The organism is Altererythrobacter ishigakiensis, assembly GCF_001663155.1.
Lineage (GTDB): Bacteria > Pseudomonadota > Alphaproteobacteria > Sphingomonadales > Sphingomonadaceae > Erythrobacter > Erythrobacter ishigakiensis.
In genome coordinates, this window is record NZ_CP015963.1 from 324,227 (window position 1) to 347,221 (window position 22,995).

Consider the following 22,995-nt stretch of genomic DNA (forward strand, 5'->3'; position numbering starts at 1 on the left):
GCAGGGAAAGCAGGACTATGGCGGCCAAGACTAGTGCCAGCTCGGGCGGGAAAACTGCAGCTGACGATATGGTGAAGAACATCGCGCGCCACATGCGCGAATCGATCCTGCCCGGCGATACGCCTTTCAAACCTTCATCGCTAAAGAAAGCCGCGCAGTTTGTGTTCGACACAGCGCGCGAGCGCGAAGAAAAGCGCAGTGCGCTGGGTATGGTTTCAATCGCGGGTGATCGCCGTTTCTTGCGCATCGCGATCATAAATGACGATATGCCGTTTCTGGTCGATTCAATCGCTGCGACGATTTCGGATCAAGGCCTTTCGATTGACCGATTGGTCCATCCGATCATCCCGGTCAAGCGCAGCATAGCAGGCAGGCTAACAGGTCTTCCTCATGGCCAAGATGCCAAGGCCGCACCTCGCGAATCGATGATCTACATCGAGACTGAACGGGTTGATGCACGCCAGCGGCGAGAGCTTGAGCGCCGGCTGCGCACGACTTTGGGCGATGTGCGTGGAGCAGTAGAGGATTGGCCCAGACTACAGGCGGTAATGGCCGAAGATGCGGAGCGTTTGGGCAATGACGAAAATGTCGCGCTGCTCGAATGGTTCAATTCAGGCATGCTGACGCAGCTTGGACATCTGACGCGCAAGCGGGATGGTAGCCACGCAAATATGCTGGGGATTTGCCGCAAGAGCGCGCGTCAGTTGCTGGCCGACAGTTCTTATGAACGCGCCTTCAAATGGTTTGAAGATGAGGGCGCTGCCGGGCGTCCCTGCGATATCCTGATCGTGAAAGCCAACAGAGTCGCCAATGTCCATCGCCGCGTGCCTCTGGACCTTTTCATGGTTCCGGTGCGCGAAGACGGAAAGCTCACCGCTATTTCCATCCATGCAGGCGTCTGGACCAGCGCCGCCTTGGCCAGCCCCCCTCACAAGGTGCCGTGTCTGCGTCGGTCTATGAGCGAGATCTCCGCCCGGCTTGGCTTTCATCCGGGCGGTCACGCCGACAAGGCATTGGTCCACGCATTTACCGCGTTGCCGCACGATCTGCTAATCGGGTTTGAATCTGCTGACTCAGAACGCGTCGCTACGACCATGATGAGCCTTGTGGATCGCCCGCGTCCACGCCTGGCGCTGGTCCAAGCCCCCCTGGAGCGGCACGTTTTTGCTTTCGTCTGGTTTCCGCGTGATCTGCATTCGACCAAGGTGCGCGAGCAAATTCAGTCGATGCTGACCGAGATCGATGGCACCGAAATGCTCGATTGGAGCCTCGATATCGAAGGCGGCAATCTGGCCATGCTGCGCTTTGTACTGGATATCCGCGACGCTAAATCAACATTGGACGAAGGCGCGCTGGAAACGCGTTTGCAAGACATGCTGCGCGGCTGGAACGAAGCGGTTGAGCGGCACCTTGCCGAAAGCGAAGATGCGTCTCGTGCGGCAGCGATCGCAAGCCGATACGCGCCGGCATTTCCTGTCGGCTATCGCAATCATTACGGCGCGCGCGAAGCAGCAACCGATATCCAGCGCCTGCGGAAGATCGGGGCCAGCGACAGCCGTCAGCGGGATGCCCGCCTGTGCCGTCTACCAGACGACGCCAGTGATCGACTGCGGCTGAAGGTTTATCAGGAAGAGGGTGCACTACCGCTTTCTGACGCGGTCCCGGCGCTCGAAAACTTCGGCTTCCGGGTGCTCACCGAGATGCCCACATCACTTGAGGGAGGTGAGCTTGGGACAATCCACGATTTCACGCTCGCGCTGAAAGACGGCGGAGAGACTGAAGGCCTTCTGGATCGCGCCGAGATCATCGAGGACGCTATCGCTGGAGTCTTGAGCGGCGAAAATGAGGATGACCCGTTCAACCGCCTGGTGATCGAAACCGGTCTGTTCGCGAATGAGGCCAACTGGCTGCGCGCATTTTACCGTTATCTGCGTCAGGCGGGAATGAGCTTTACGATATATACCGTCGTTGACGCGCTCACCCGTGCCGCTCAGGTCACGCGCGACATCATTGGCCTGTTCCGGGCCCTGAACGATCCAAAGTTCGGCAACGGCCGCGATGATGCGGCCAAACAGGCAAGGGACAGCATTCGCAGAGGTCTGAGCAAGGTCTCAGCCATCAACGATGACCGCTTGCTACGGCTCTATGTTGCCTTGGTCGAAGCAATCCTGCGCACCAATGCATTTGCAAGTGCAAGCGACGAAGCGCTGGCGTTCAAGATCGATTCCTCGCTGGTCCCCAATCTGCCCAAGCCGGTGCCATGGCGCGAGATATTCGTCTATTCACGCCGGGTCGAAGGAATCCACCTGCGCGCTGGCCCGATTGCACGTGGAGGCCTGCGTTGGTCAGATCGCCGCGATGATTTCCGCACGGAAATCCTTGGTCTCATGAAAGCGCAGAAAGTGAAGAATGCGGTAATCGTTCCTTCTGGCGCGAAAGGCGGATTCTATCCCAAGCAGCTGCCATCTCCGCAAAAGGATCGCGAAGCCTGGGCCGCCGAAGGTCAGGCGAGCTACGAAATATTCATCCGCACTTTGCTGTCGATCACAGACAATCTGTCCGGCGGCAAAGTCGCCCACCCAGACAATGTGCGTATCCTTGATGGCAAAGACCCCTACTTCGTTGTGGCAGCGGACAAAGGCACCGCGCGCTTCTCAGACATAGCCAATGGCATAGCGGAAAGCCGTGATTTCTGGCTAGGCGACGCTTTCGCCAGCGGCGGTTCGAACGGCTATGACCACAAGGCGATGGGCATCACTGCGAAGGGCGCATGGGTGTCAGTTCAGCGGCATTTCCTGGAAATGGGCACGGATGTCCAGAAGGACCCGGTGCGCGTAGTCGGCTGCGGCGACATGTCAGGCGATGTGTTCGGCAATGGCATGCTGCTGTCGAAGGCGATCAAGCTGGTTGCAGCGTTTGACCACCGCCATATCTTTATCGACCCGGATCCGGATCCGTCCAAAAGCTGGAAAGAGCGGCAGCGGATATATGATCTGCCCAGCTCAAGCTGGGATGATTACAATGCCGAGTTGATATCCAAGGGCGGCGGTGTCTATCCGCGCAGCGCAAAGTCGATCAAACTATCAAAGCAGGCGCGCGAAGTGCTGGGCATTGAGGAGGACGAACTCGACCCCGATACCCTGATCAGCGCGATCTTGAAAAGCCCGGTTGATCTGATCTGGTTTGGAGGAATCGGCACCTACATCAAGGCAGAATCAGAGAACAACGCAGTAGTGGGCGATCCAGCAAACGATGCGTTGCGGGTGAATGCGGGCGATGTCCGCGCAAAAGTTATTGGTGAAGGCGCCAACCTTGGGGTGACGCAGGCAGGGCGCATTGCCTTTGCGCTTTGCGGTGGGCGTATCAACACAGACTTCATCGATAATTCCGCCGGCGTCGATTGTTCTGACAATGAAGTGAATATCAAGATTGCACTGGCAGCCGCGCAACAAGGCGGAAAGCTGTCTGCAAAGAAGCGCAACAAGCTGCTTGAGCAAATGACGGACGAAGTGTCTGACATCGTGCTTGAGGACAACAGGCTTCAGGCACTGGCATTGTCCATCGCTCAAATGGGAGGCGTCAAGGCAACCGCATCGCATGTTCGGCTGATCGAGAAGCTCGAGGAAATGGATGCGTTGGACCGCAAGACCGAAGGTTTGGCTGACCACGAAACCTATTCGCGCCGCGCAAGCGAAGGCAAAGGCCTGACCCGGCCAGAGTTGGCTGTGCTGTTGTCTTCAGCCAAGCTGGTTCTGCAAGACGCAATAGAGGCAGCCGACTGGATCGGCGACAAGGCGCTGGAGCCAATGCTGATCGAAGCCTTCCCGGCAGCGCTGCAAAAGGATTTCCGCAAGCAGATCCTCACCCACCAATTGCGCGACGAACTGATCGCGACCAAGCTTGCCAACCGCATGATCAACCGCCTGGGCTTGATCCATCCTTTCGAACTGGCCGAAGAGGAAGGTGTAAGTCTGGCCCAAATCGCCGCAAGCTTCGTTGTCATCGAAGAGCTGCTGGAGATGGACCAGATCTGGCAGGCGATCGAGAGCGGTGATATGCCGGAGACCGCGCGGCTCAAGCTGCTAGAGCGAACTGCGGCAGCGATGAGTTCGCACATGGCGGATCTCTTGCGCCACGGAGGCACCGGATTCGCTCCGAGTGAGCTGATCAATTCTCTGACGAAAGGGATCGGTCAGCTGGAAAAGCATTCGGGCGATCTGCTGACGGAAACCGCGCGCGAACGCTCGGCCGAACTTTGCCAGCATTTTGTCGAACTGGGTGCGCCAAAAGCCGCCGCTGGCAAAGTTGTGCATCTGTTTGAAGTTGATGGCTCAATCGGGTTGGCTGGGCTGGCCCGCGACAGCGGGATTTCACCGGAAGTCCTGACTGAAGCATTCACCCAGCTTGGCTCCAAGCTGGGTCTGGACTGGGCGCAGCAAACCGCAGAGGACATGGCGCCATCGGATCCGTGGGAACGCTTGCTGGTCAACGGCCTTGCGCGCGATTTCCAGCATATGCGATTGGATTTCCTGCGTCGCCGCGCAAATCGCAAGTCGGGTCCGGCTGTTGCTGTCGAGCAATGGCTCAGCAACCATGAGGCGTCGGTGTCGCAGTTCCGCTCCATGATCGGACGCGCTCAATTGCATACGCCGGTCGCCCCGGCCGTTCTGGCGCAGATTGCCATCCAGGCGCGAAATCTGCTCGAGCGCTAAGGCGCCGCCGGCACACCGGCACTTGACCTTGCCGCGTTTTGCGGCAAGCCCTGCGCCTTATGGATAGTGCAGACATTGTCATTGTGGGAACGGGTCATGGCGGGGCGCAAGCAGCAATTGCTTTGCGACAGCAAGGACACGAGGATTCAATCCTGATGTTGGGGCGCGATGCCTATCCGCCTTATGAGCGGCCGCCGCTGTCGAAGGAATATCTAGCGGGCGACAAGCCGTTTGAGCGGATCATGATCAGGCCTGAAAAGTTCTGGTCAGGCAAGGGTATTGAAATCCGCTTGGGCGCAATGGTCAGTGACATTGACTGGATGGCGCACGAGGTGGTTCTGAGCGATGGCGCACGAATCGGTTATCGCAAGCTGATCTGGGCGGGCGGGGGCGATCCGCGCAGGCTCTCATGCCCCGGTGCGAACCTCAAAGGGGTGCACGCCGTGCGCGACCGGCGCGATGTTGATATGATCATGGCGCAGCTTGAATCTGGCGCGCGACGTTTCGTCGTGATCGGCGGTGGCTATATCGGGCTGGAGGCAGCCGCCGTGCTGCGCAAGCTCGATTGTGAGGTAACACTGCTGGAGGCACTACCGCGAGTATTGGCACGTGTCGCCGGCGAAGAACTTTCACGATTCATAGAGTCAGAGCACCGCGCACACGGCGTGGATGTGCGGCTGGAAACAGCGGTTGAAGCCATCGAAGGCGAAGACAGTCAGGTCACGGGTGTCAAGCTGGCCGATGGTGAAGTCATCCCCTGTGACGCCGTGATCGTTGGAATCGGGATCGTGCCAGCTGTCGGCCCGCTGATCGCGGCGGGCGCTGCAGGATCAAACGGAGTTGACGTGGATGAATTCTGCCGCACCACGCTCGACGACATCTATGCAATCGGTGACTGTGCCGCGCATGCGAACCCCTATGCTGGTCAGGCGATCATCCGGCTGGAGTCGGTCCAGAACGCCAATGACATGGCGAACACAGCCGCGCGCGCAATCATGGGTGACAAGCAGCCGTATCACGCGCTGCCGTGGTTCTGGTCCAACCAGTATGATTTGAAGTTGCAGACCGCCGGTCTGTCAATCGACTATGACCAGACGATGGTTCGCGGTGATCCAGCAGAGCGCAAGTTCAGTATCGTATACCTCAAGGAAGGCAGGCCGATTGCATTCGACTGCGTCAACAACACCAAGGATTATGTTCAAGGGCGTAAGCTGCTTGAAAATCAGGTAGATGACGTTGATCTGGATTTGCTCGCCGATCCGGAAGTGCCGCTCAAGGAACTGCTCTGAGCTTGGTGATCGCCCAGCGGGCTGCATCGGCAACCGCCGGATTCGGGTCATTTTGTAACGCCTCTGCATGCGCCAGCAATGTAGCATCGCCACTGTTTCCCGCCGCATAGAGGCAGTTGCGGATGAACCTGTCGCGCCCGATCCGCTTGATTGGAGAGCCTGAGAACAGTTGGCGAAAGCCAGCGTCGTTCAAGTCCAGCAGCTCATTCAGGCGGGGGGCCACAAGTTCCGCGCGGGGAAGAAAATCCCGATTTGACGCCGCAGTTTCTGCAAACTTGTTCCACGGGCAAACGGCCAGACAGTCATCGCAGCCATAAATCCGGTTGCCCAATGCCTCACGAAACTCCTCCGCAATCGGGCCTTTGTGCTCAATCGTAAGATACGAAATGCAACGCCGGGCATCCAGTTGATACGGCGCCGGGAAAGCGTCAGTTGGACACGCCACCTGACAGGCTTTGCATGATCCACAACGATCCGAATGTGGATTATCCGGCTTCAGCTCAAGCGTTGTGTAGATCGCGCCCAGAAACAACCAATTGCCATGCGAACAACTGACCAGGTTGGTGTGCTTGCCTTGCCAGCCGATTCCAGCTGCTTCGCCCAGCGGCTTTTCCATCACCGGCGCGGTATCTACAAAGACCTTTAGCTCGTTATCAGGCTCGTGCTCGACCATCCAGCGCGCCAATGCTTTGAGCTTCTTCTTGACCGTATCGTGATAATCCTTGCCGCGTGCATAGACGGAGATGCGCGCCTTTTCCGGATGCGCCTCAAGAGCCAGCGGGTCATCGGCAGGGGCATAGCTCATGCCCAGCGCGATGACGCTTTTTGCCTCCGGCCACAACGATTGCGGCCCGTGCCTTACATCGGCGCGCGTTTCCATCCACTCCATCGAAGCGTGATGTCCGGCACCAAGCCATTGATGCAGCCGCTTTGCGCGTAGCGGATCGTCCGTCGCATCAGTCACGCCGAACGCGGCAAAGCCCAGACGCTCCGCTTCAGCCGCAATGCGTGCCTTCAGGTCCGATTTTGAAGCGGCGTTAACCACGCTTGGGGTTGCTCCCGTTTAGCCCTGACGGTTAACAGGGCAGCCATGGACATGTCGGTAAGCGATCACGCCCCTGCGGGCAATGCAGCTCACGCCGGTGCTGACGCGCCTCTTGCGATTGAAGCGCGCGGGCTGGTCAAACGGTTTGACGGCACGACCGCCGTTGACGGGGTCGATATCTCGATCCCACAAGGCGCGATCTACGGCATTTTAGGGCCCAATGGCGCGGGCAAGACCACAACTTTGCGCATGCTTTTGGGAATCATCGACCCAGACGAAGGCATTCGGCGTGTGTTCGGTCATGATCACCCGCACGATATCGGACGACTGATTGGCTATTTACCCGAAGAGCGCGGGCTGTACCCTGCCATGAAGGCTGTCGAAGCCATCGCTTTCATGGGCGCATTGCGCGGCTTGCCGTTAGCCGAAGGACGCGCCCGAGGGCGCGAACTGCTCGAGCGGCATGATCTGGGCCATGCTGCTGACCGCCAGATCCGTCAGCTTTCAAAAGGCATGGCGCAGACTGTGCAATTGCTCGGCACGCTGGTGCATCAACCTCGCCTGGTAGTGCTGGACGAACCATTCAGCGGGCTCGATGCGATCAATCAGGGCAAGCTGGAGCGAATGATCCGCGAGCTGGCAGACAATGGCGTAACGGTCATTTTCTCGACTCACGTCATCCACCATGCAGAGCGGCTTTGCGAAGGTGTGGCCATCATTGCGGGCGGGAAGGTTCCCTATGCCGGCAGCGTGGAAGCGGCGCGTGACCGGATTCCTGCGCAGGTCCGGCTTGAGACGCATCAACGCGAAGGGGCGTGGACCGCTGCCTTGCCACCAGACACCCGACGCGAAGGTGACTTCTTCCACTTTCCGCTCCCCGAAACCGGGATTGAGCCCTTGCTCAAACAGTTGATCGAAGGCGAAGCGGGCATTGAATCTTTGTCTATCGAGCGGGCCGGCTTGCATGATGCCTTTGTGTCGATCGCAGGTGAAGCCGCCGCGCGAGCTATGGACGAGGAAAAGGCGCAGGAGGGCAGGCAATGAGCAAAGCAGCTCCCCCTCCCATCACCTCTCACCAGAATTCGCGACTCTCGACAGTACAGGCGGCTTTCGTGGTCGCCCGACGCGACTTTGTAGCAATTCTGTTCAGCCGAAGCTTCCTGTTCTTCCTTCTGGGGCCGATTTTCCCGTTGATCATCGGGTTGGCATCCGGCGGGCTTGGCGCGGCAGCTGCAGAGCAATCGAATCAAGCCCGGATCGCGATGCAAATGCCTCGCGAGGATATGGACGCAATCCGCGCCGCGCATAGGCAGATCGAAGACGAACTGGGACCGGCGCGAATCCCGCATTTCTACTTTTTTGATCGGGCCGAAGGCTACAAGGAACTCGATCCGCAAGAAATGCTGGCAGACAACACGGGGCGCTATGGCGCGGTGCTGATGGGCACACTGGATTCGCCCAAGCTCGTTGCGCCGCGCGAACAGATGAACGCCTGGCGCGGCTTTGTGGCAATGCATTTGGCGATTGCGCAAGGTAAGCAGGAAATCTCCTATCCTGCGCTTGAGACCGAGATTTCTCAGGTTAGCGGCACCAAGGTCAGAGACGAGCGGCAGGACACTGCGCAGCTTTCGATGACGCTGCTGTTTCTCCTGATGATGCTGCTTGCAGGTATGGTGCTTTCAAATCTGGTGGAAGAAAAGGCCAACAAGATCATCGAAATTCTGGCTGCAGCGCTGCCTATGGACGCAGTTTTCCTGGGCAAGCTGTTCGCGATGCTGGCCGTTTCATTAGTCGGAATAATGGTGTGGTTCAGCGCGATTGCCGTTTTCATCGGGATTGCCGGGGACGTGGGCGATGTGCAGGCAACGATTACCGGCATGCCTACGCCTGCGATTGGATGGCCGTTGTTCACGCTGATGTTCGTGATCAATTTTTCAATGGGTTATCTGCTGATAGGCTCGATCTTCCTTGCGATTGGAGCGCTCGCCAGCACAGTGCGCGAAGTGCAGACGTTGTCCATGCCGGTTACCATGCTGCAGCTGTTCATTTTCTTCTTCTGCATGTTCACACTGTTCAGTGGCACCGTATGGCTAGAACTGGCCGCAATCCTCTTCCCGCTAAGTTCACCCTTCGCGATGACAGCACGCGCTGCTCAATATCCCGAGATTCTGCCGCTGATCGGCGCGTTGGCGTATCAGGCAATGTGGGTCGCGATATTCGTCCGCCTTGGCGCAAAGCTCTTCCGCAAACGGGTGATGAAGTCAGGTGGGGGCGGGCCCAAACGCGGCATTGGAGAGCGGCTTAAACTGCGTTTTGCCCGGCAGAACTGACACCCGAACGGCGAGAGTAGGTCGCAAATCGCAACTGACTATTGACAACGCTGTCAATAAGAGCAGGATGAAAAAAGAAACGACGGGCGGCTCGACGAGTCGCCTGCGCAGGAGAGAAAAATGGCTACAATTGCTCCGCAGCGCCCCGAAGTGCGCAGATCCCCATCCGCTTACGAAGCGCTGAAACAGCATTTCGCGGAGCATCCCGAGGACGCGTTGGAGCACACCCATAAATGGGATGTAAGCCGGAGCGACATCTACGTTGAGAACAGATGGCAGCCAATCTTCAAGGAAATGCGGGATGCGGGCCCACTCCACTATATTCCCGATAGTCCGTTCGGGCCCTATTGGGCAGTAGTCGGCCACAAGGCGATTCAGCATATCGAAGCGTTGCCAGAAACATTCTCTTCCAGTTGGGAATACGGCGGGATCACGATTCTAGAGCGGTTGAGCGATGAAGAAATGGCCGCCCGCGGCATCGAAGAGCGTCGTGAGTTGCCTATGTTCATCGCCATGGACCGGCCGCAGCACACCGGTCAACGCCGCACTGTCGCCCCCAAGTTTACACCCAGCGGCATGGCCGAGATGGAAGGCGAGATTCGTCAGCGGACCGGCGAACTGCTCGACTCTTTGCCTCGCGGTGAGGTTTTCGACTGGGTCGACAAGGTCTCGATCGAGTTGACGACTGGGATGCTGGCGATCCTGTTCGGCTTCCCCTGGGAAGACCGCCGCCTACTGACATTCTGGTCTGACTGGTCAGGTGATACAGAGCTTGCGACGGTGCGCGAGCTGGATGAAATCCGCTGGGAAATTCTCAACGAAATGGGCGCCTATTTCCAGTCGCTGTGGATCGAGCGGACCCACGACAAGGAACCCGGCGACGATCTGATTTCGATGATGATTCATTCGGACGCGATGAATCAGATGAGCCCGCAGGAATTCATGGGCAATTTGATACTGTTGATCGTCGGCGGCAATGACACGACCCGCAATTCGATGAGCGGCATCATTTACCAGCTCGACAAGAATCCGGACCAGCGCAAACTTTACGAGCAGAAGCCTGAGTTGATTCCCAATGCCGTTCAGGAAATCCTGCGCATGCAGACACCACTGGCACATATGCGGCGCACTTGCACCGAAGACACCGAGGTCTTTGGTCAGCAGATCAAGAAAGGCGACAAGGTTGTCCTATGGTATCTGTCGGCCAACCGCGACGAAGAAGTATTCGACAACCCTGACAAGCTGGACATTGAGCGTGAGAATGCGCGCCGCCATATCGCGTTTGGTTATGGCATTCACCGCTGCGTCGGCGCGCGGCTGGCAGAGTTGCAATTGCGGGTTTTGCTGGAAGAAATGCACAAACGCCGGATGCGCGTTCATGTCGCAGGCGACATTGAGCGAGTGCGCGCCAATTTCGTGCACGGCTTCCGCAAGCTGGAAGTCGAAATCACTCAGTTTTGATCGGTGCATATCGGCCGAGACTGAAACCAAACCGCTTGTCCTGCCGTATATACCTACATGAGCAGACAAGATGGGACTGAGATGAAGCTGAAATCCAACGCAGATCGCCGCCGTGTTCTGATCGGACTGAGCGCCGGTGCCGCTGTGCCGGTGCTGGCCGCTTGTGGCACGTCGCCAGCGCAGGCGAAAGATTTCCCGTTTCAGCTCAGCGAAGCCGAGTGGCGGCGTCGATTGACCAAGGACGAATTCTATATTCTGCGCGAGGCCGGTACCGAACGCAGCTTCACATCGCCACTGAACGACGAAAAGCGTGATGGTACCTATCACTGCGCTGGCTGCGACAATCTGATTTATTCATCCGAGACCAAATACGAAAGCGGTACTGGCTGGCCTGCATTCTATCGAGCCGAGCCAAATGCGGTCGGAACATCGGTCGACTACAAGCTCGGATTTCCGCGAACTGAAGTGCACTGTGCCGATTGCGGCGGTCATCTGGGCCATATTTTTGGAGATGGGCCGCCGCCTACTGGCAAACGTCACTGCATCAATGGTATCGCGATGGACTTCAAGCCGGCCTAATCGCGCAGCCACTTAGTCGCGCACGACCCGCCAAAGCCGGAACTCGTCCGGCCCACCCAGATCCACCCGCTCAAGCCATTGCGGCGGATCATCGCGGATCAACCGGGTAGCGAGAGATTCCTCGCCTCCGCGGCGGCTGAAATTACGCGGCTCAAGCAGGTCGCTGCACATGAAAACATAATCGGCGCGGTGCCGATCAATGGCTAGCCTTGCATCCTCGGGCGTTCCCACAAATCCTGCGATAACATCGCGCATGGCAAAGGGCGTGCGATGGTGGCCTGAGGCGACCACACTATGGTGTGTCTGGTAAAGTAGTGGCGCACCCATATCGAGTGGAGCAAACACACTCCCCGCCTGGACCGCGTTCAATCGCCCGACATTGGTCGCCAGATCGCACTTCGTTTCGGAGAATAATACGCCGACTTCGCCCGGCTCCTCTTCGGGCGTGAGCGCGTTCTTCAAGACAAGCGGGAAAGCCGGTAGCAGGACGAAATAAAGCACAATCGCCACACCTAGTTTCGGCAACAGGGTTTTATAGGCACGCCAACGATCGATCATGCGCACAACAAACCAGCCTATCGGAATAGCTGCCAGAATGCTGGCGAAGGCGATTGATCTGATAGTGAGCAAGCCACCAATGTAGGCGATCAGCAACAGGGCAGCATACTCGAACCACCACTCTCGCAGCCAGGCCCTGTTCTGAAGCGCCAGATAAAGCGCGATCAGAATGGCAAACAACGGCTGCGCAATTGCTGCAACCGCATTTACAGGGGGTGCGAACCAAACTGGCCTGCCCTCCAGAACGTTAAGGTACCAAAACTCCCTAACCAGCGGATCAAGTTCGGAAAATGGCAATGCCAGACAGTGCGGGGCAAGCCAGGTGAAGAAAGACAGACCCAAGACCCCGGAAACACCCAAACCGACAATCAAGGGGATGCGCGGAATTGCGCTCGGCACAGCCAGCGAACCTGCCCCAAGCGCGACAATCACAAAGAAGCCCAGATGAGCAAGCGAGATCGCGTCACAATGCTGCGCCAGATCCACCCATCCCCGCGTGGCGGCGAACAAGACGACCATTCCCAAAGCAAGGGCCTGCAAGTAACTCACCAGCCACCAGCGTGCGCTTTGATCCCTGAGCCACCTCATGGCCAGGATCAGACCAAAGCCGGCAGAAATGAATATGACCTCCATCGAGATCATCAAACCCGCCGCCATTGCCAATCCGGCCATCGCCCCGCCTTGCCCGGGTTTCCGCCAGGAAATGCCCCAGACGGCCATCGCAACTGTCAGGATTTGCCATGCGTGGTGATCGATCCGCATCGGTTTGAACTGGTTCACGATCACCGGCAGCAGCAGCATGACAAGGCACGCGATAAACGCGGTTTTGCGGTCAAACAGTCTCCAGGCGAGGCGACCGGTAACCAGCATGGTCAGCAGCAGCGCAAACAACGGCAGGACCACCATTGTGACCCGCTCCGCCATGGGGGGTTCTAGAAACAATGAAAAGAACAGCACCAGGGCGGCAATCGGCACATCGACGAGGCGCGACCAATGCATCAATGTACCGTCTGGCGGAGTCATCCTGTATTGGTGCAAGTCATACCACCCCTGGCCCGCCAGAAGATCGCGCACCTGCACCATCCGCAAGGCATCGTCAGGCCCATGATACTGCCCTGCAACGATCTGCGGTGCCCCGATGGCGAGCAAGATTGCACTCGCAAGGAACCACGCAAGGATGATGCTGAATGTCGGGGTTTGACCACTCCGCAGTCTGCGGTCTTCACGCATCATCAGTCTTTACCGTGCTGGAACACGACTTTGCTCCGCAGCACATAGGTCAGCGTGAAGCTGGCGACGATGGCAACAAGTTTGGCCAAACGCGGATCAAATCCGGCATAGTCAGCGCCGCCTACAATCGCTGTGGTCAGGCCAAGGCCCAATAAGGCCGAAATCACAAAGAGGGTTTTCTGCCAGGTTCTGGCCTTGCCGCCGTGCGCAACCTTGTCCTGGAACACCTTGCGGCTCGACAGCAACCAATGCGCAATTATACCAAAGGTATAACCAAACGCCGAAGCTGGCGCCGCTACGACGTTCGCGGCCAACAGGGCCAGGAATACGCCAACATCAACAGCGAGAGCGCCCACGCTGGCAAAGCCGTAGCGGATCAAGCGGACGTCGCGCAGTTTGGCAAGAAAGGAAATCACCCGTACCCCCCAAGGACACGCAGGTTAGCGCAGAAGCAAGCTCTTGCAAAACAAGGTTAACAATTCGCGAAGTGGCTGTCTTATTTGCGCGCGCGGAATACGATTGTCAGCCGCATGAGAAACACTGCCAAGAAGCTCGCTGCCATGGCCGCACCCTTGGCCAGCCATAGTGGGGCACCTGCCGTAACACCCCAATCAACAATCACTCCGGTCATGGCGATTCCGCATATGGCCGATACGACAAACAGCACTTGCTGCCAGCCACGCTTAAGACCAACGTTCGCAAGACGATCCGGGAAAACAAATCGGCTTGAGACAAACCAATGTGCAGCGGTGCCGAGCGCATACCCTGTTGCGGCGGCCAAACCTGCACCTACACCCATGGAATACAACAACCACAAGCTCGCGAGATCGATAGCTGTACCGCTCGCGCTTGCCACACCGTAACGGGCCAGACGCCATTCAAATAACGAAGCGACGAGTTTTCTCAGCGTCGTTCCCTTTGCATCAAGCTGATTTCTTGATCCGTTCTGGCACGTCCCGCACCGACTGCAAAGCTGCGGCCTGATCCTTGCTCACTTCGCGTGCCCCGATGGCGTTATCGTCGCCTTCGTCGCCCGCTTCGTGATACTCCGCATCTTCGTTGACACACCAGGTATCGTACAGGCGTTCCCCGGCAATGATATTTTCAACTGTCAGCATCGCGGTCATCATCGCGTGATCCTGATTGTTGTAGCGGTGCATGCCGTTGCGACCAACCAGATGCAAAGTCGGGTGCTTCTGTTCGAGCTCAACGCGCAGTGCCTCAACGTTCGCCTCGTACTCGTCATCATATACAGGATAGGCCTTTTCCTGACGGACAACCGCCCCGCTCATCACGCGGGCCGGGTCACACAGGCCCAGAATTTCCATTTCCCGAGTGGCCTGCTCGACCAGATCCTGATCCGATGACGACCAAAGCCCGTCACCTTCAAAACAGAAATATTCAAGACCGACGCATGCCATGTCTTCGTCTGGCACCATTTCAGGCGACCAGCTGCGGAAATTCTGCACACGCCCCACCTGCACACGGTCGTCATGGATGTATATCCAATTGTCCGGGAACAGGTCTTCGGACTTGACCATGAGCGCAACCGTCAGGAAATCGCGATACTTCAAACCCTTAGCCTGAAGCGAACTTTCAGGCAGCGGATGCAGACGCGCGGCCAGTTCGCGCATCGGTGCGGAGCTGAGCGCATGTTTCGCCCGGATCTGAATTTCGCCTTCGGGTCCGTCGGCAGTCATAGACCATCCGCCGTTGCCGTCGCTGGCAAGTTGCTTGAGCGCATGACCCATCAACACCTGGCCTTTGCCCGTGGCGATGATCTTGTCACGCGCTGCGTCCCACATCATGCCCGGGCCAAGCCGCGGATAGCGGAAGGTCTCAAGCAGGGTTTTTACTTCCTGCCCGTCATTGGGTTTCTTGTTCAGGCCAAGCGAACGCTTCAGCCCGTCAGTCACCGCATTCCAGAGCGACAAGCCCTTGATGCGCTGTGCTGCCCAATCCGCGCTCATTTCATTGCACGGCATGCCCCACACCTTCTCGGTATAGGTCTTGAAAAAGATCGAATAGAGCTTCTTGCCAAACTGATTGGTGGTCCAGTCTTCAAAGCTTTTGACGTCCTTGATCGGAAAAAGCTTGTAGCGAAGATAGCTGGCCATGCAGACGGTGGAGCGCAGAATGCCCAGATTCCACAGGGCCTCAAACGCGCGCAGCGGATAGCTGTAAAATTTGCCTTCGTAATAGATGCGGCTCATCCGCGGGCGCTGAATGAAGTCGTCCGGCAGGATCTCGTTCCACAAGTCCACGACTTGCTGGCTCTTCGAAAAGAAACGGTGTCCGCCAATATCGAAGCGGTAGCCCTCATGCTCGACCGTGCGGCTGATACCGCCAACGTAGGTCGCGTCTTTTTCGATAATTGCGACTGATTTGCCTTGCTTTGTCAGCAAATAGCCGGCGGTCAGCCCAGCTGGACCAGCTCCGATAATTGCGACATCCACATCCACTGCGGCATGGCCTTTGGAAGCAGGGTTTTCCATCAATTCCCCCGTTAACGGTTACAGACCGTGGAGTGAAGGAAATTGGTTAACGCCGAGTTAGCACTGCGCAGGAATTCACGCCGAAATCTACTCAAACAGAACCGGGCACTGCATCTGCGCGACCAATTGAGCAAAATCGCGCAATGAGAAAGTGTCATCAAAGACGATGCCATAGCAGTCCCCGCGCCTCCAACGCACTTTGGCGCGAATTGCTCGCAAATTATCGCCTTCGATCATAACACTCTGATCGATCGCCAGTTTTCCGCTGCAAACCAAGCGGGCGCCTTGCTGAGAGAAATTCTCGACAAATGCCATATGCGCAACCGATGCTGCTGAAATAGTGATCGGAAAACTCAGATCTAAACGCAATCCACGCTTCGGAAAGTTGCTTGGCTCGGCTATCAGAGTGCCGATATCCACCTGGCTGGAAAAAGCGAAGCCCGCCTCGCCATCGCGCTCCCACACTTTGGCCATTTGGTAGGCCTGGCCGTTCTGCATCTCCAAAGTGTACTCTTCGCAGCGGGGCAGTTTGTGGAACAGCTTCGCGCTTACCCCGGTGCGCGATACATCTCGCAACACGCAGATGAATTCACCCTGCGGCGATACCAGTTTGGCTGGTCGTATAAGCAGGGAATACCGACGGGCCGCGCGTTGCTCCGCCGGCTCCACCGTCTCAAATCCTGCGTCCGGCTTCAAGGCCGCCTGATCCATTGCTGCATACCCCTGACTTCTGCGTCCCGATTTGGCCGCGCTGAAACGCATCTAACCGGCCACAGTTTATAAGGGGGACCTACGCGAATAGGGGTTAAGACGGAGCTAACGCTAAAGCTTGCAGCAATGACGTCAGGGCATCACGCCAAAACACAGGCACAAATGCCCCGGTATCGATACAGTTTTCGGTGACGGAGGCTGTCGCAAGTCAGCAGGGCAATTGAAGCTGGTGCGGGTGGTGGGACTCGAACCCACACGATCTATAGGATCAGGGGATTTTAAGTCCCCGGCGTCTACCATTCCGCCACACCCGCGCAGGCCGCGTACTGACCATGCGGAGGCAGCGCATAGCGATACCGCTTAGCCGCGGCAACGGATTTGAGACTTTGAGAGTAGGAAGACCGTTACTCGTCGTTCAAGCGCTTGCGCATGTCCTTGCCAGCTTTGAAATACGGCACACGCTTGGCAGGAACTTCAACCGCCTCGCCAGTGCGCGGATTGCGCCCGACGCGCGCTTCACGCTCACGCGTAGAGAAAGCACCAAATCCGCGCAGCTCCACGCGCCCGCCCTCAGCAAGCCTGTCGGATATTTCATCAAAGAAGATGTCCACCACTTGTTCGATTTCTTCAGCGCGCAGTTCCGGATTGTCCTGATGAAGCGCCTGCAGCAATTCGGATCTAATCATTTTTCTCTCCCAGCCGCGCTAGGCGGCAGCCGCAATTTTGGGGTGTACCCCACCGCAAAGCCTCCCCGACCCGAGAGGAAGCTTCAGCCCCAGTGAATCAAGGTACAGCAAATCGCGGATTCCGCAAGCGACGCGGGAGAGTTTTCGCGAATCCAGACAGCTATTTAGACTGCCCTACGCTTGTTCAGGCGCTTTGAGCGAGTTCGGCCGGATTGATCCCAAGTCGTTTCATGCGCGCACGAATTTCGGGCCATTCCTTATCGAGAAAATTCTGCCGTTCCTGACTACGCAGGCGATCAGCCGCGCCGTCGACCACATACATGCCTACGCCGCGCTGAACCTCAACCAGACCATCGTTCTGGAACTGCTGATATGCTTTGGCCACCGTGAGCGGATTGGCACCTTCTTCAGCGGCCAGCGCACGCACAGACGGCAGCATCGCACCTTCGGCATAGCGGCCTTCAATAATGGCAGCTGCGATTTGATCGCGCAGCTTCAGATAGACGGGTCGGTTCTGGCTCATGTTTTCCCTCGCGATTAGTGCTTCACTGCCATAACACAGTCATGCGCGTCAAGTTCCCGATGCAGAGCAACAAAAGCGGTTTCGCTTGAAACAAATGCTTCACATGCAAGATTGAGCCGCTAGGGTGCGCCGCCTAAAGCCCGCTGGGTCGCGGGCCAATCAATGAGCTCCACGGGGAGGGTCGTTCATGACACTTGAAGAAATCATCGTTGCCATCGCGGCGACGTTTCTGGTGCTGCTGCTAATTGGCGGCGCTACAATCGTAACGTCCAAGAATGAGGAATTTGCCGGACATCCCAAGGGGCTGTTCGTCTTATTCTTTGCCGAGATGTGGGAGCGTTTCTCCTATTACGGCATGCGCGCCTTGCTGATTTTCTATCTGACACAGCACTGGCTCTTCAACGATGAAAAAGCCTCAGTCATCTACGGCGCCTACACAGCGCTTGTGTATATCGCCCCGGTTCTAGGCGGGTATCTGGCTGATCGTTACCTGGGCCAGCGCAAAGCCGTACTGTTTGGTGCCGTGCTTTTGACCATCGGTCACTTCTTGATGGCATTCGAAGGCGAAGCGGGGACCGGCTTTCAGAACAACCCCATGATCGATGTTTTCTGGGCCGCGCTCGCGTTCATCATTGTCGGTTCGGGGTTCCTGAAGGCAAACATCTCGGTCATCGTGGGGCAGCTGTACCCGCGCACCGACATCCGCCGCGACGGTGCGTACACCATCTTCTACATGGGCATTAACGTTGGTGCAGCCGTCGGCACGATCATCGCCGGTTACCTTGGCCAGACCTATGGCTGGGCATACGGCTTTGGCGCGGCCGGCATCGGCATGCTGCTGGGCCTCATCGTCTTCATCGTGTTCAAACCGCTGCTGCTGGGCAAAGGTGAAAGCACTGTGCCGGAGAAACTCGAAGCGCCATTCATGGGCATGAAGTTCGAATGGGTACTATACATTATCGGCTTCGCAGCCGTCGGCGTTACGTGGTGGCTGGTTCAGAATCAGGCGATCGTTGGAACGATACTGGGTGTGTTCGGACTTGCCCTCGTGGCATACGTTGTATGGGAGGCGATCAAGATTGGTGGCCACGACCGCGACCGGATCTTCGCAGCCATGTTCCTGATCATCGGTTCGGTCTTGTTCTGGGCATTGTTCGAGCAAGCGGGTTCATCGCTGAACCTGTTCACTGACCGCTATGTCGACCGTCAGGGTGTCTCTGCCTCGATCTTCCAGTCGATCAATCCGATCTACATCATCATGCTTGCGCCGTTGTTCGCAGGGCTGTGGACCTGGCTCGCAAAGAAAGGCCTGGAACCCTCAACGCCTGCGAAATTCGGATTGGCACTGATCCAGTTGGGTGCTGGTTTCCTTGTGCTGGTGCTTGGCGCAAACTCAGTAGGCATGGAGAATATGACACCGGTCATCTTCATCTTCCTTATCTATCTGCTGCACACCACGGGTGAGCTTTGCCTCTCGCCGGTCGGACTCTCAGCCATGAACAGGCTGGCTCCTGCGCATATGGCATCGCTGATCATGGGCACATGGTTCTTCGCATCGGCGACCGGCAATTTCGTTGCCGGACTGATCGCGGCCGCGACCGGTTCCGAAGCCGCATCAGGCGAGGGCGCAGCCAAGGAAACCGTGCTTGCGGTCTACAGCCAGATTGGCTGGATCACGGTTGGTGTCGGTGTGGCGGTTATCGTGATCAGCCCGCTGATCAAGCGCCTGATGCACCTCGATACGCTCAAGGATGATGAAGCGCTCGAAGGCGTCGCAGAAGCTGGCCTCGAAGCGCAAGAGGGCGGGATACATCCGGCCACTCGCTCGTCTAACTAATCAAGAGCAAGAATTGGGGGCCTCGGCATGCGTCGGGGCCCCGCAACCATTTTAGCAAGGGGATACGCATGACAGGCGTAATGCGCGCACTCGCAGGTATGGGGAGCGCACTGGCGCTGGCCGCCTGCGCCACGACCGGCAGCAGTCAGGCATTGGCGGATACAGGTGGGCAAGACTCCTTCCCGGTAACCGCCGAGTTCGACAAGAACCCCTATCCCAGCACTTATCGTCCTTATCCGGGTGTGCCGACCGCGCTGGTAGGTGCAACCGTGTTTGATGGCACAGGCCGCGAATTCGCTGACACCACCGTCCTCTTCCGAGATGGCAGGGTGGAAGCTGTAGGCAGCGGTCTGGACACCAGCGGTTACACCGTGATCGACGGGACCGGCAAATATGTGACGCCGGGCATCATCGATATTCACTCTCACTTGGGTAACTATCCGTCACCTTCGGTTCCTGCGCATTCTGACGGTAACGAAGCCACCGCGCCTACTACACCCGATGTCTGGGCAGAGCATTCGGTCTGGCCGCAGGACCCCGGATTCAGCCGCGCACTGGCCAACGGCGGCGTAACTGCGCTGCAAATCCTGCCCGGATCGGCCAACCTCGTGGGTGGGCGCACTGTCACGCTCAAGAATGTCTATTCGCGCACAGTGCAGGGCATGAAATTTCCCGGAGCTCCTTACGGCATGAAGATGGCTTGCGGGGAAAACCCGAAGCGCGTTTATGGCGGCCGGAACCGCCAGCCGTCGACGCGAATGGGCAATTTTGCGACGAACCGCCAGAAGTGGCTCGACGTGATTGCCTGGGCTGGCGATGAAGACCGGAAGCGTGACCTCGCTAATGAAACAATGGCGGGCGTGCTTGATGGAGAAATCCTGGTCCACAACCATTGCTACCGCGCCGATGAAATGGCGCTTGTGATGGATATGGCGAAGGAAATGGGATACCGCGTCACCGCGTTCCACCACGCCGTTGAGAGTTACAAGATTGGTGATCTGCTGCGCGAAAATGGCGTGTGCAGCGCGATCTGGGCCGATTGGTACGGTTTCAAGATGGAAAGCTATGATGCGATCCCAGAGAACGGGGCCTTACTGCATCAAGCGGGCGCCTGCGTAGTTATCCACTCTGACAGCGATCAGGATATCCAGCGCCTGAACCAGGAAGCAGCCAAGGCTCAGGCCGCCGGCGAGCGCATGGGGATCGACATTCCCGATGGCGAAGTGATCCGCTGGATCACTCTGAACGCAGCGACCGCGATGGGCATCGACAAAATGACCGGCAGTCTGGAGCCAGGCAAAATGGCCGATGTTGTATTGTGGAATGGCGATCCACTGTCCGTCTACTCGCGGCCTGAGAAAGTGTGGGTCGATGGCGCACTGATGTTCGACGCGTATGATCCCAAGCGCAGGCCTGTCAGCGACTTCGAGCTTGGCCAACCAGGTGAAGGAGATGTGAAATGATCCGTCAGACATTTCTCGGCGCCACCGCTGCGCTCGCTCTCACCGTTCCCGCCGCAGCGCAGGACCTCGCCATAACAGGCGCAACAATTGCCACCGGAGATGGCAGCGCGCCAATCGAAAACGCTACGGTCGTCGTTCGCAATGGCAGGGTCATTGATGTTGGTGCGGATGTGAATGTGCCGGGAGGCATTCCGACGCTGGATGGCAGCGGAACCTGGGTCTCCGCCGGGCTAGTCGCCGCGGTCACCGACTTGGGTCTGGTTGATGTTAGCGCGGTCCAATCCAGCAATGATATCAGCGCCAGCAGTTCGCGTTTCAATGCAGCGCTGGATGTGGCACCTGCGATCAACCCGGTCTCTCAGCACATTCTGGTTGCCCGCACGAACGGCATTACCCGGGCCGTGGTTGCGCCGGGCAATTCCAACTCGATCTTCGCCGGGCAAGGCGCGATTATCGATACGTCGGGCAATGGTGACGTTGTGATGAAGCCCCGTGCGTTCCAAATGGTGACGCTGTCGGAAAGCGGCGCGCGAATTGCCGGCGGCAGCCGCACCGCAAGCCATGTCGAGCTGCGCAATGCCTTGCGTGAAGCAACTGATTTTGCCGCCGGGCGCTGGAGCGGAGAAGACAATCTGCTTACACGGGCCGATGCCGAAGCGCTGGGCCCCGTGATTGGCGGGCGCCAGCCATTGCTGGTGCTTGCTCACCGCGCCTCGGACATTCGAGCGGTGATTGCGCTTGCCGAAGAATTTCCGCGACTTGATCTGGTACTGGTTGGAGCGACCGAGGGCTGGATGGTTGCAAGCGAGATCGCTGCCGCGGGAATCCCGGTCATTGCTGAAAGCTTGCAGGATTTGCCCGAACGTTTCGAGCAGCTGGCTTCTACTCAAAGCAACATTGGCCGGATGCACGCGGCCGGGGTTGAGGTGGCATTCAATGCCTCCACCGCGCGTTTCACACATATGTACCGGCAATATGCCGGTAATCTGGTGGCACTTTCGCGGATGCCGCGCGCCAGCGGACTGACGTGGGGTGAAGCCTTCGCATCGATCAGTTCTGCTCCTGCGGAAGCCATCGGGATGAACGGTCAGATGGGCGTATTGGCGCCTGGCGCTGTAGGCGATCTGGTGGTGTGGGATGGTGACCCGCTCGAGGTATCCAGCGCAGCTTTGCGCGTCTTCATTGATGGCGTCGAAGTTCCACTGGAAAGTCACCAGACGCGCTTGCGCGAGCGCTATCGTGACCTCGACGAAAGCGACCGGCCGAAAGCATACGATTGGTAGTTATCCCAAGCGCGCGCTTGCCAAGCGCGCGCAGCTGTGGCCAAATCCCGGCGAATGGTCGGGAGATGATCCATGGATAATGCTCTGGTCGAACTGATCGCTGCGAATGTAGCGTTTGTAGGCACCCATTTTGCGATGTCGCATCCATTGCGCGCGCCAATGGTCCGCGTTCTGAAAGAAGGCGGCTTCAGTGCCGTTTATTCGCTCGTCAGCGCAGCTACGCTGGTTTGGGTTTATCTTGCCTATAAGTCGGCGCCCGTCGCCGACCTTGGTGGTTCAGGCGAGTTTGGCTGGATCGCAGCAACCATCCTCACGCTACCCGCGCTTGTTCTTCTCGCCGGATCATTGGCCGGCAATCCTGCGCTGCCGATGCCAGGCGCAGAGAAGCAGGCCCGTGCCGAACCAAAGGGCGTCTTTCGTGTCACGCGGCATCCAATGATGTGGGCCATCGGTATTTGGGCCTTTTCACACATCGTTCTCTGGAACAGCTGGCGCAGTGTCATCACTGCATTGGCAATGGGTATTCTAGCGCTGATTGGCGCGCATTTGCAGGATCGCAAGAAAGAAGCCCTGATGGGCGATGCCTGGGCAGAATGGGAAGGCCGCACCAGCTATTGGCCGAATTGGGGGGCAATATTTACCGCCGGCGTGATCTATTGGGCAATCGGGATTGCCTTATGGCTCCTACTCAGTTGGGTGCATATGCCGCTGGGCGGTATGCCCGCCGGCATATGGCGCTGGCTCTGATCTGCAAATAAGACGAACGGTTGCAGTTAAGCTATTGCCAGTAAGC

Annotated in this window: 18 protein-coding genes and 1 tRNA gene; 10 read left to right on the forward strand and 9 right to left on the reverse strand. The window is 57.8% G+C overall.

What is annotated here, in order from left to right; genetic code table 11:
• The first annotated feature begins 17 nt into the window (after nucleotides 1-17).
• The gene (locus A6F69_RS01565; RefSeq protein WP_067596642.1) at nucleotides 18-4,712 is read left to right on the forward strand and encodes an NAD-glutamate dehydrogenase domain-containing protein; all 4,695 of its coding nucleotides are present in this window, start codon (nucleotides 18-20) and stop codon (nucleotides 4,710-4,712) included.
• A 59-nt stretch (nucleotides 4,713-4,771) separates the two neighbouring features.
• Entirely contained in the window at nucleotides 4,772-6,001 is a 1,230-nt protein-coding gene (locus A6F69_RS01570) for an NAD(P)/FAD-dependent oxidoreductase (protein ID WP_067596643.1), read from the forward strand.
• Here A6F69_RS01570 and queG read toward each other — a convergent pair.
• Nucleotides 5,985-7,046, reverse strand: coding sequence for a tRNA epoxyqueuosine(34) reductase QueG (gene queG, locus A6F69_RS01575; protein ID WP_067596644.1), 1,062 nt, complete (start codon nucleotides 7,044-7,046; stop codon nucleotides 5,985-5,987). The two genes, A6F69_RS01570 and queG, sit on opposite strands and share 17 nt — an antisense overlap.
• 51 nt (nucleotides 7,047-7,097) lie before the next feature.
• On the opposite strand from queG, the gene A6F69_RS01580 reads away from it, so the two are divergent.
• From A6F69_RS01580 to msrB, 4 genes are all read left to right on the forward strand, one after another.
• Nucleotides 7,098-8,090 (forward strand): ABC transporter ATP-binding protein, encoded by a 993-nt coding sequence (locus A6F69_RS01580; protein ID WP_245638312.1) that lies wholly within the window; start codon nucleotides 7,098-7,100, stop codon nucleotides 8,088-8,090.
• Nucleotides 8,087-9,376 (forward strand): ABC transporter permease, encoded by a 1,290-nt coding sequence (locus tag A6F69_RS01585; RefSeq protein WP_067596647.1) that lies wholly within the window; start codon nucleotides 8,087-8,089, stop codon nucleotides 9,374-9,376. Before A6F69_RS01580 ends, A6F69_RS01585 begins: the two co-directional genes overlap by 4 nt.
• A 120-nt stretch (nucleotides 9,377-9,496) precedes the next feature.
• Complete coding sequence (locus A6F69_RS01590; protein WP_067596649.1) at nucleotides 9,497-10,837, forward strand: cytochrome P450; 1,341 nt, start codon at nucleotides 9,497-9,499, stop codon at nucleotides 10,835-10,837.
• Between the two features lie 57 nt (nucleotides 10,838-10,894).
• Nucleotides 10,895-11,416 (forward strand): peptide-methionine (R)-S-oxide reductase MsrB, encoded by a 522-nt coding sequence (msrB, locus tag A6F69_RS01595; protein ID WP_245638262.1) that lies wholly within the window; start codon nucleotides 10,895-10,897, stop codon nucleotides 11,414-11,416.
• A gap of 12 nt (nucleotides 11,417-11,428) precedes the next feature.
• Here the strand turns inward: msrB and A6F69_RS01600 are convergent, their stop codons facing one another.
• The 8 genes from A6F69_RS01600 to A6F69_RS01635 all read right to left on the reverse strand — a co-directional run bounded on the left by A6F69_RS01600 (nucleotide 11,429) and on the right by A6F69_RS01635 (nucleotide 17,619).
• Nucleotides 11,429-13,207, reverse strand: a complete 1,779-nt coding sequence (locus tag A6F69_RS01600; protein ID WP_083984628.1) for a hypothetical protein — start codon at nucleotides 13,205-13,207, stop codon at nucleotides 11,429-11,431.
• A complete protein-coding gene (locus A6F69_RS01605; RefSeq protein ID WP_067596653.1) occupies nucleotides 13,207-13,620 on the reverse strand; it encodes a GtrA family protein in 414 nt (137 codons plus the stop codon). Before A6F69_RS01605 ends, A6F69_RS01600 begins: the two co-directional genes overlap by 1 nt.
• An 80-nt stretch (nucleotides 13,621-13,700) precedes the next feature.
• Nucleotides 13,701-14,060 (reverse strand): GtrA family protein, encoded by a 360-nt coding sequence (locus A6F69_RS01610; RefSeq protein ID WP_169816529.1) that lies wholly within the window; start codon nucleotides 14,058-14,060, stop codon nucleotides 13,701-13,703.
• A gap of 67 nt (nucleotides 14,061-14,127) precedes the next feature.
• Entirely contained in the window at nucleotides 14,128-15,699 is a 1,572-nt protein-coding gene (locus A6F69_RS01615) for an NAD(P)/FAD-dependent oxidoreductase (protein ID WP_067602203.1), read from the reverse strand.
• A gap of 87 nt (nucleotides 15,700-15,786) precedes the next feature.
• Nucleotides 15,787-16,461 (reverse strand): PilZ domain-containing protein, encoded by a 675-nt coding sequence (locus A6F69_RS01620; protein WP_245638263.1) that lies wholly within the window; start codon nucleotides 16,459-16,461, stop codon nucleotides 15,787-15,789.
• Nucleotides 16,462-16,637: 176 nt separating this feature from the next.
• Nucleotides 16,638-16,724, reverse strand: a tRNA-Leu gene (locus tag A6F69_RS01625).
• 90 nt (nucleotides 16,725-16,814) lie between these two features.
• Nucleotides 16,815-17,096, reverse strand: coding sequence for an integration host factor subunit beta (locus tag A6F69_RS01630; RefSeq protein ID WP_067596657.1), 282 nt, complete (start codon nucleotides 17,094-17,096; stop codon nucleotides 16,815-16,817).
• A gap of 184 nt (nucleotides 17,097-17,280) precedes the next feature.
• The gene (locus A6F69_RS01635; protein WP_067596659.1) at nucleotides 17,281-17,619 is read right to left on the reverse strand and encodes a GntR family transcriptional regulator; all 339 of its coding nucleotides are present in this window, start codon (nucleotides 17,617-17,619) and stop codon (nucleotides 17,281-17,283) included.
• Between the two features lie 187 nt (nucleotides 17,620-17,806).
• Between A6F69_RS01635 and A6F69_RS01640 the strand changes: the two genes are divergently transcribed.
• From A6F69_RS01640 to A6F69_RS01655, 4 genes are all read left to right on the forward strand, one after another.
• Nucleotides 17,807-19,456 carry a peptide MFS transporter gene (locus tag A6F69_RS01640; RefSeq protein WP_083984630.1) on the forward strand — a complete coding sequence of 550 codons (1,650 nt, stop codon included), beginning with the start codon at nucleotides 17,807-17,809 and terminating at the stop codon, nucleotides 19,454-19,456.
• A gap of 68 nt (nucleotides 19,457-19,524) precedes the next feature.
• Nucleotides 19,525-20,919: an amidohydrolase gene (locus tag A6F69_RS01645; RefSeq protein WP_245638264.1), complete on the forward strand. Its 1,395-nt coding sequence runs from the start codon at nucleotides 19,525-19,527 to the stop codon at nucleotides 20,917-20,919.
• Nucleotides 20,916-22,202 carry an amidohydrolase family protein gene (locus A6F69_RS01650; RefSeq protein WP_067596661.1) on the forward strand — a complete coding sequence of 429 codons (1,287 nt, stop codon included), beginning with the start codon at nucleotides 20,916-20,918 and terminating at the stop codon, nucleotides 22,200-22,202. The genes A6F69_RS01645 and A6F69_RS01650 overlap by 4 nt, the downstream gene beginning before the upstream one ends.
• Before the next feature lie 72 nt (nucleotides 22,203-22,274).
• A complete protein-coding gene (locus tag A6F69_RS01655; RefSeq protein WP_067596663.1) occupies nucleotides 22,275-22,949 on the forward strand; it encodes an NnrU family protein in 675 nt (224 codons plus the stop codon).
• Nucleotides 22,950-22,995 lie beyond the last annotated feature (46 nt).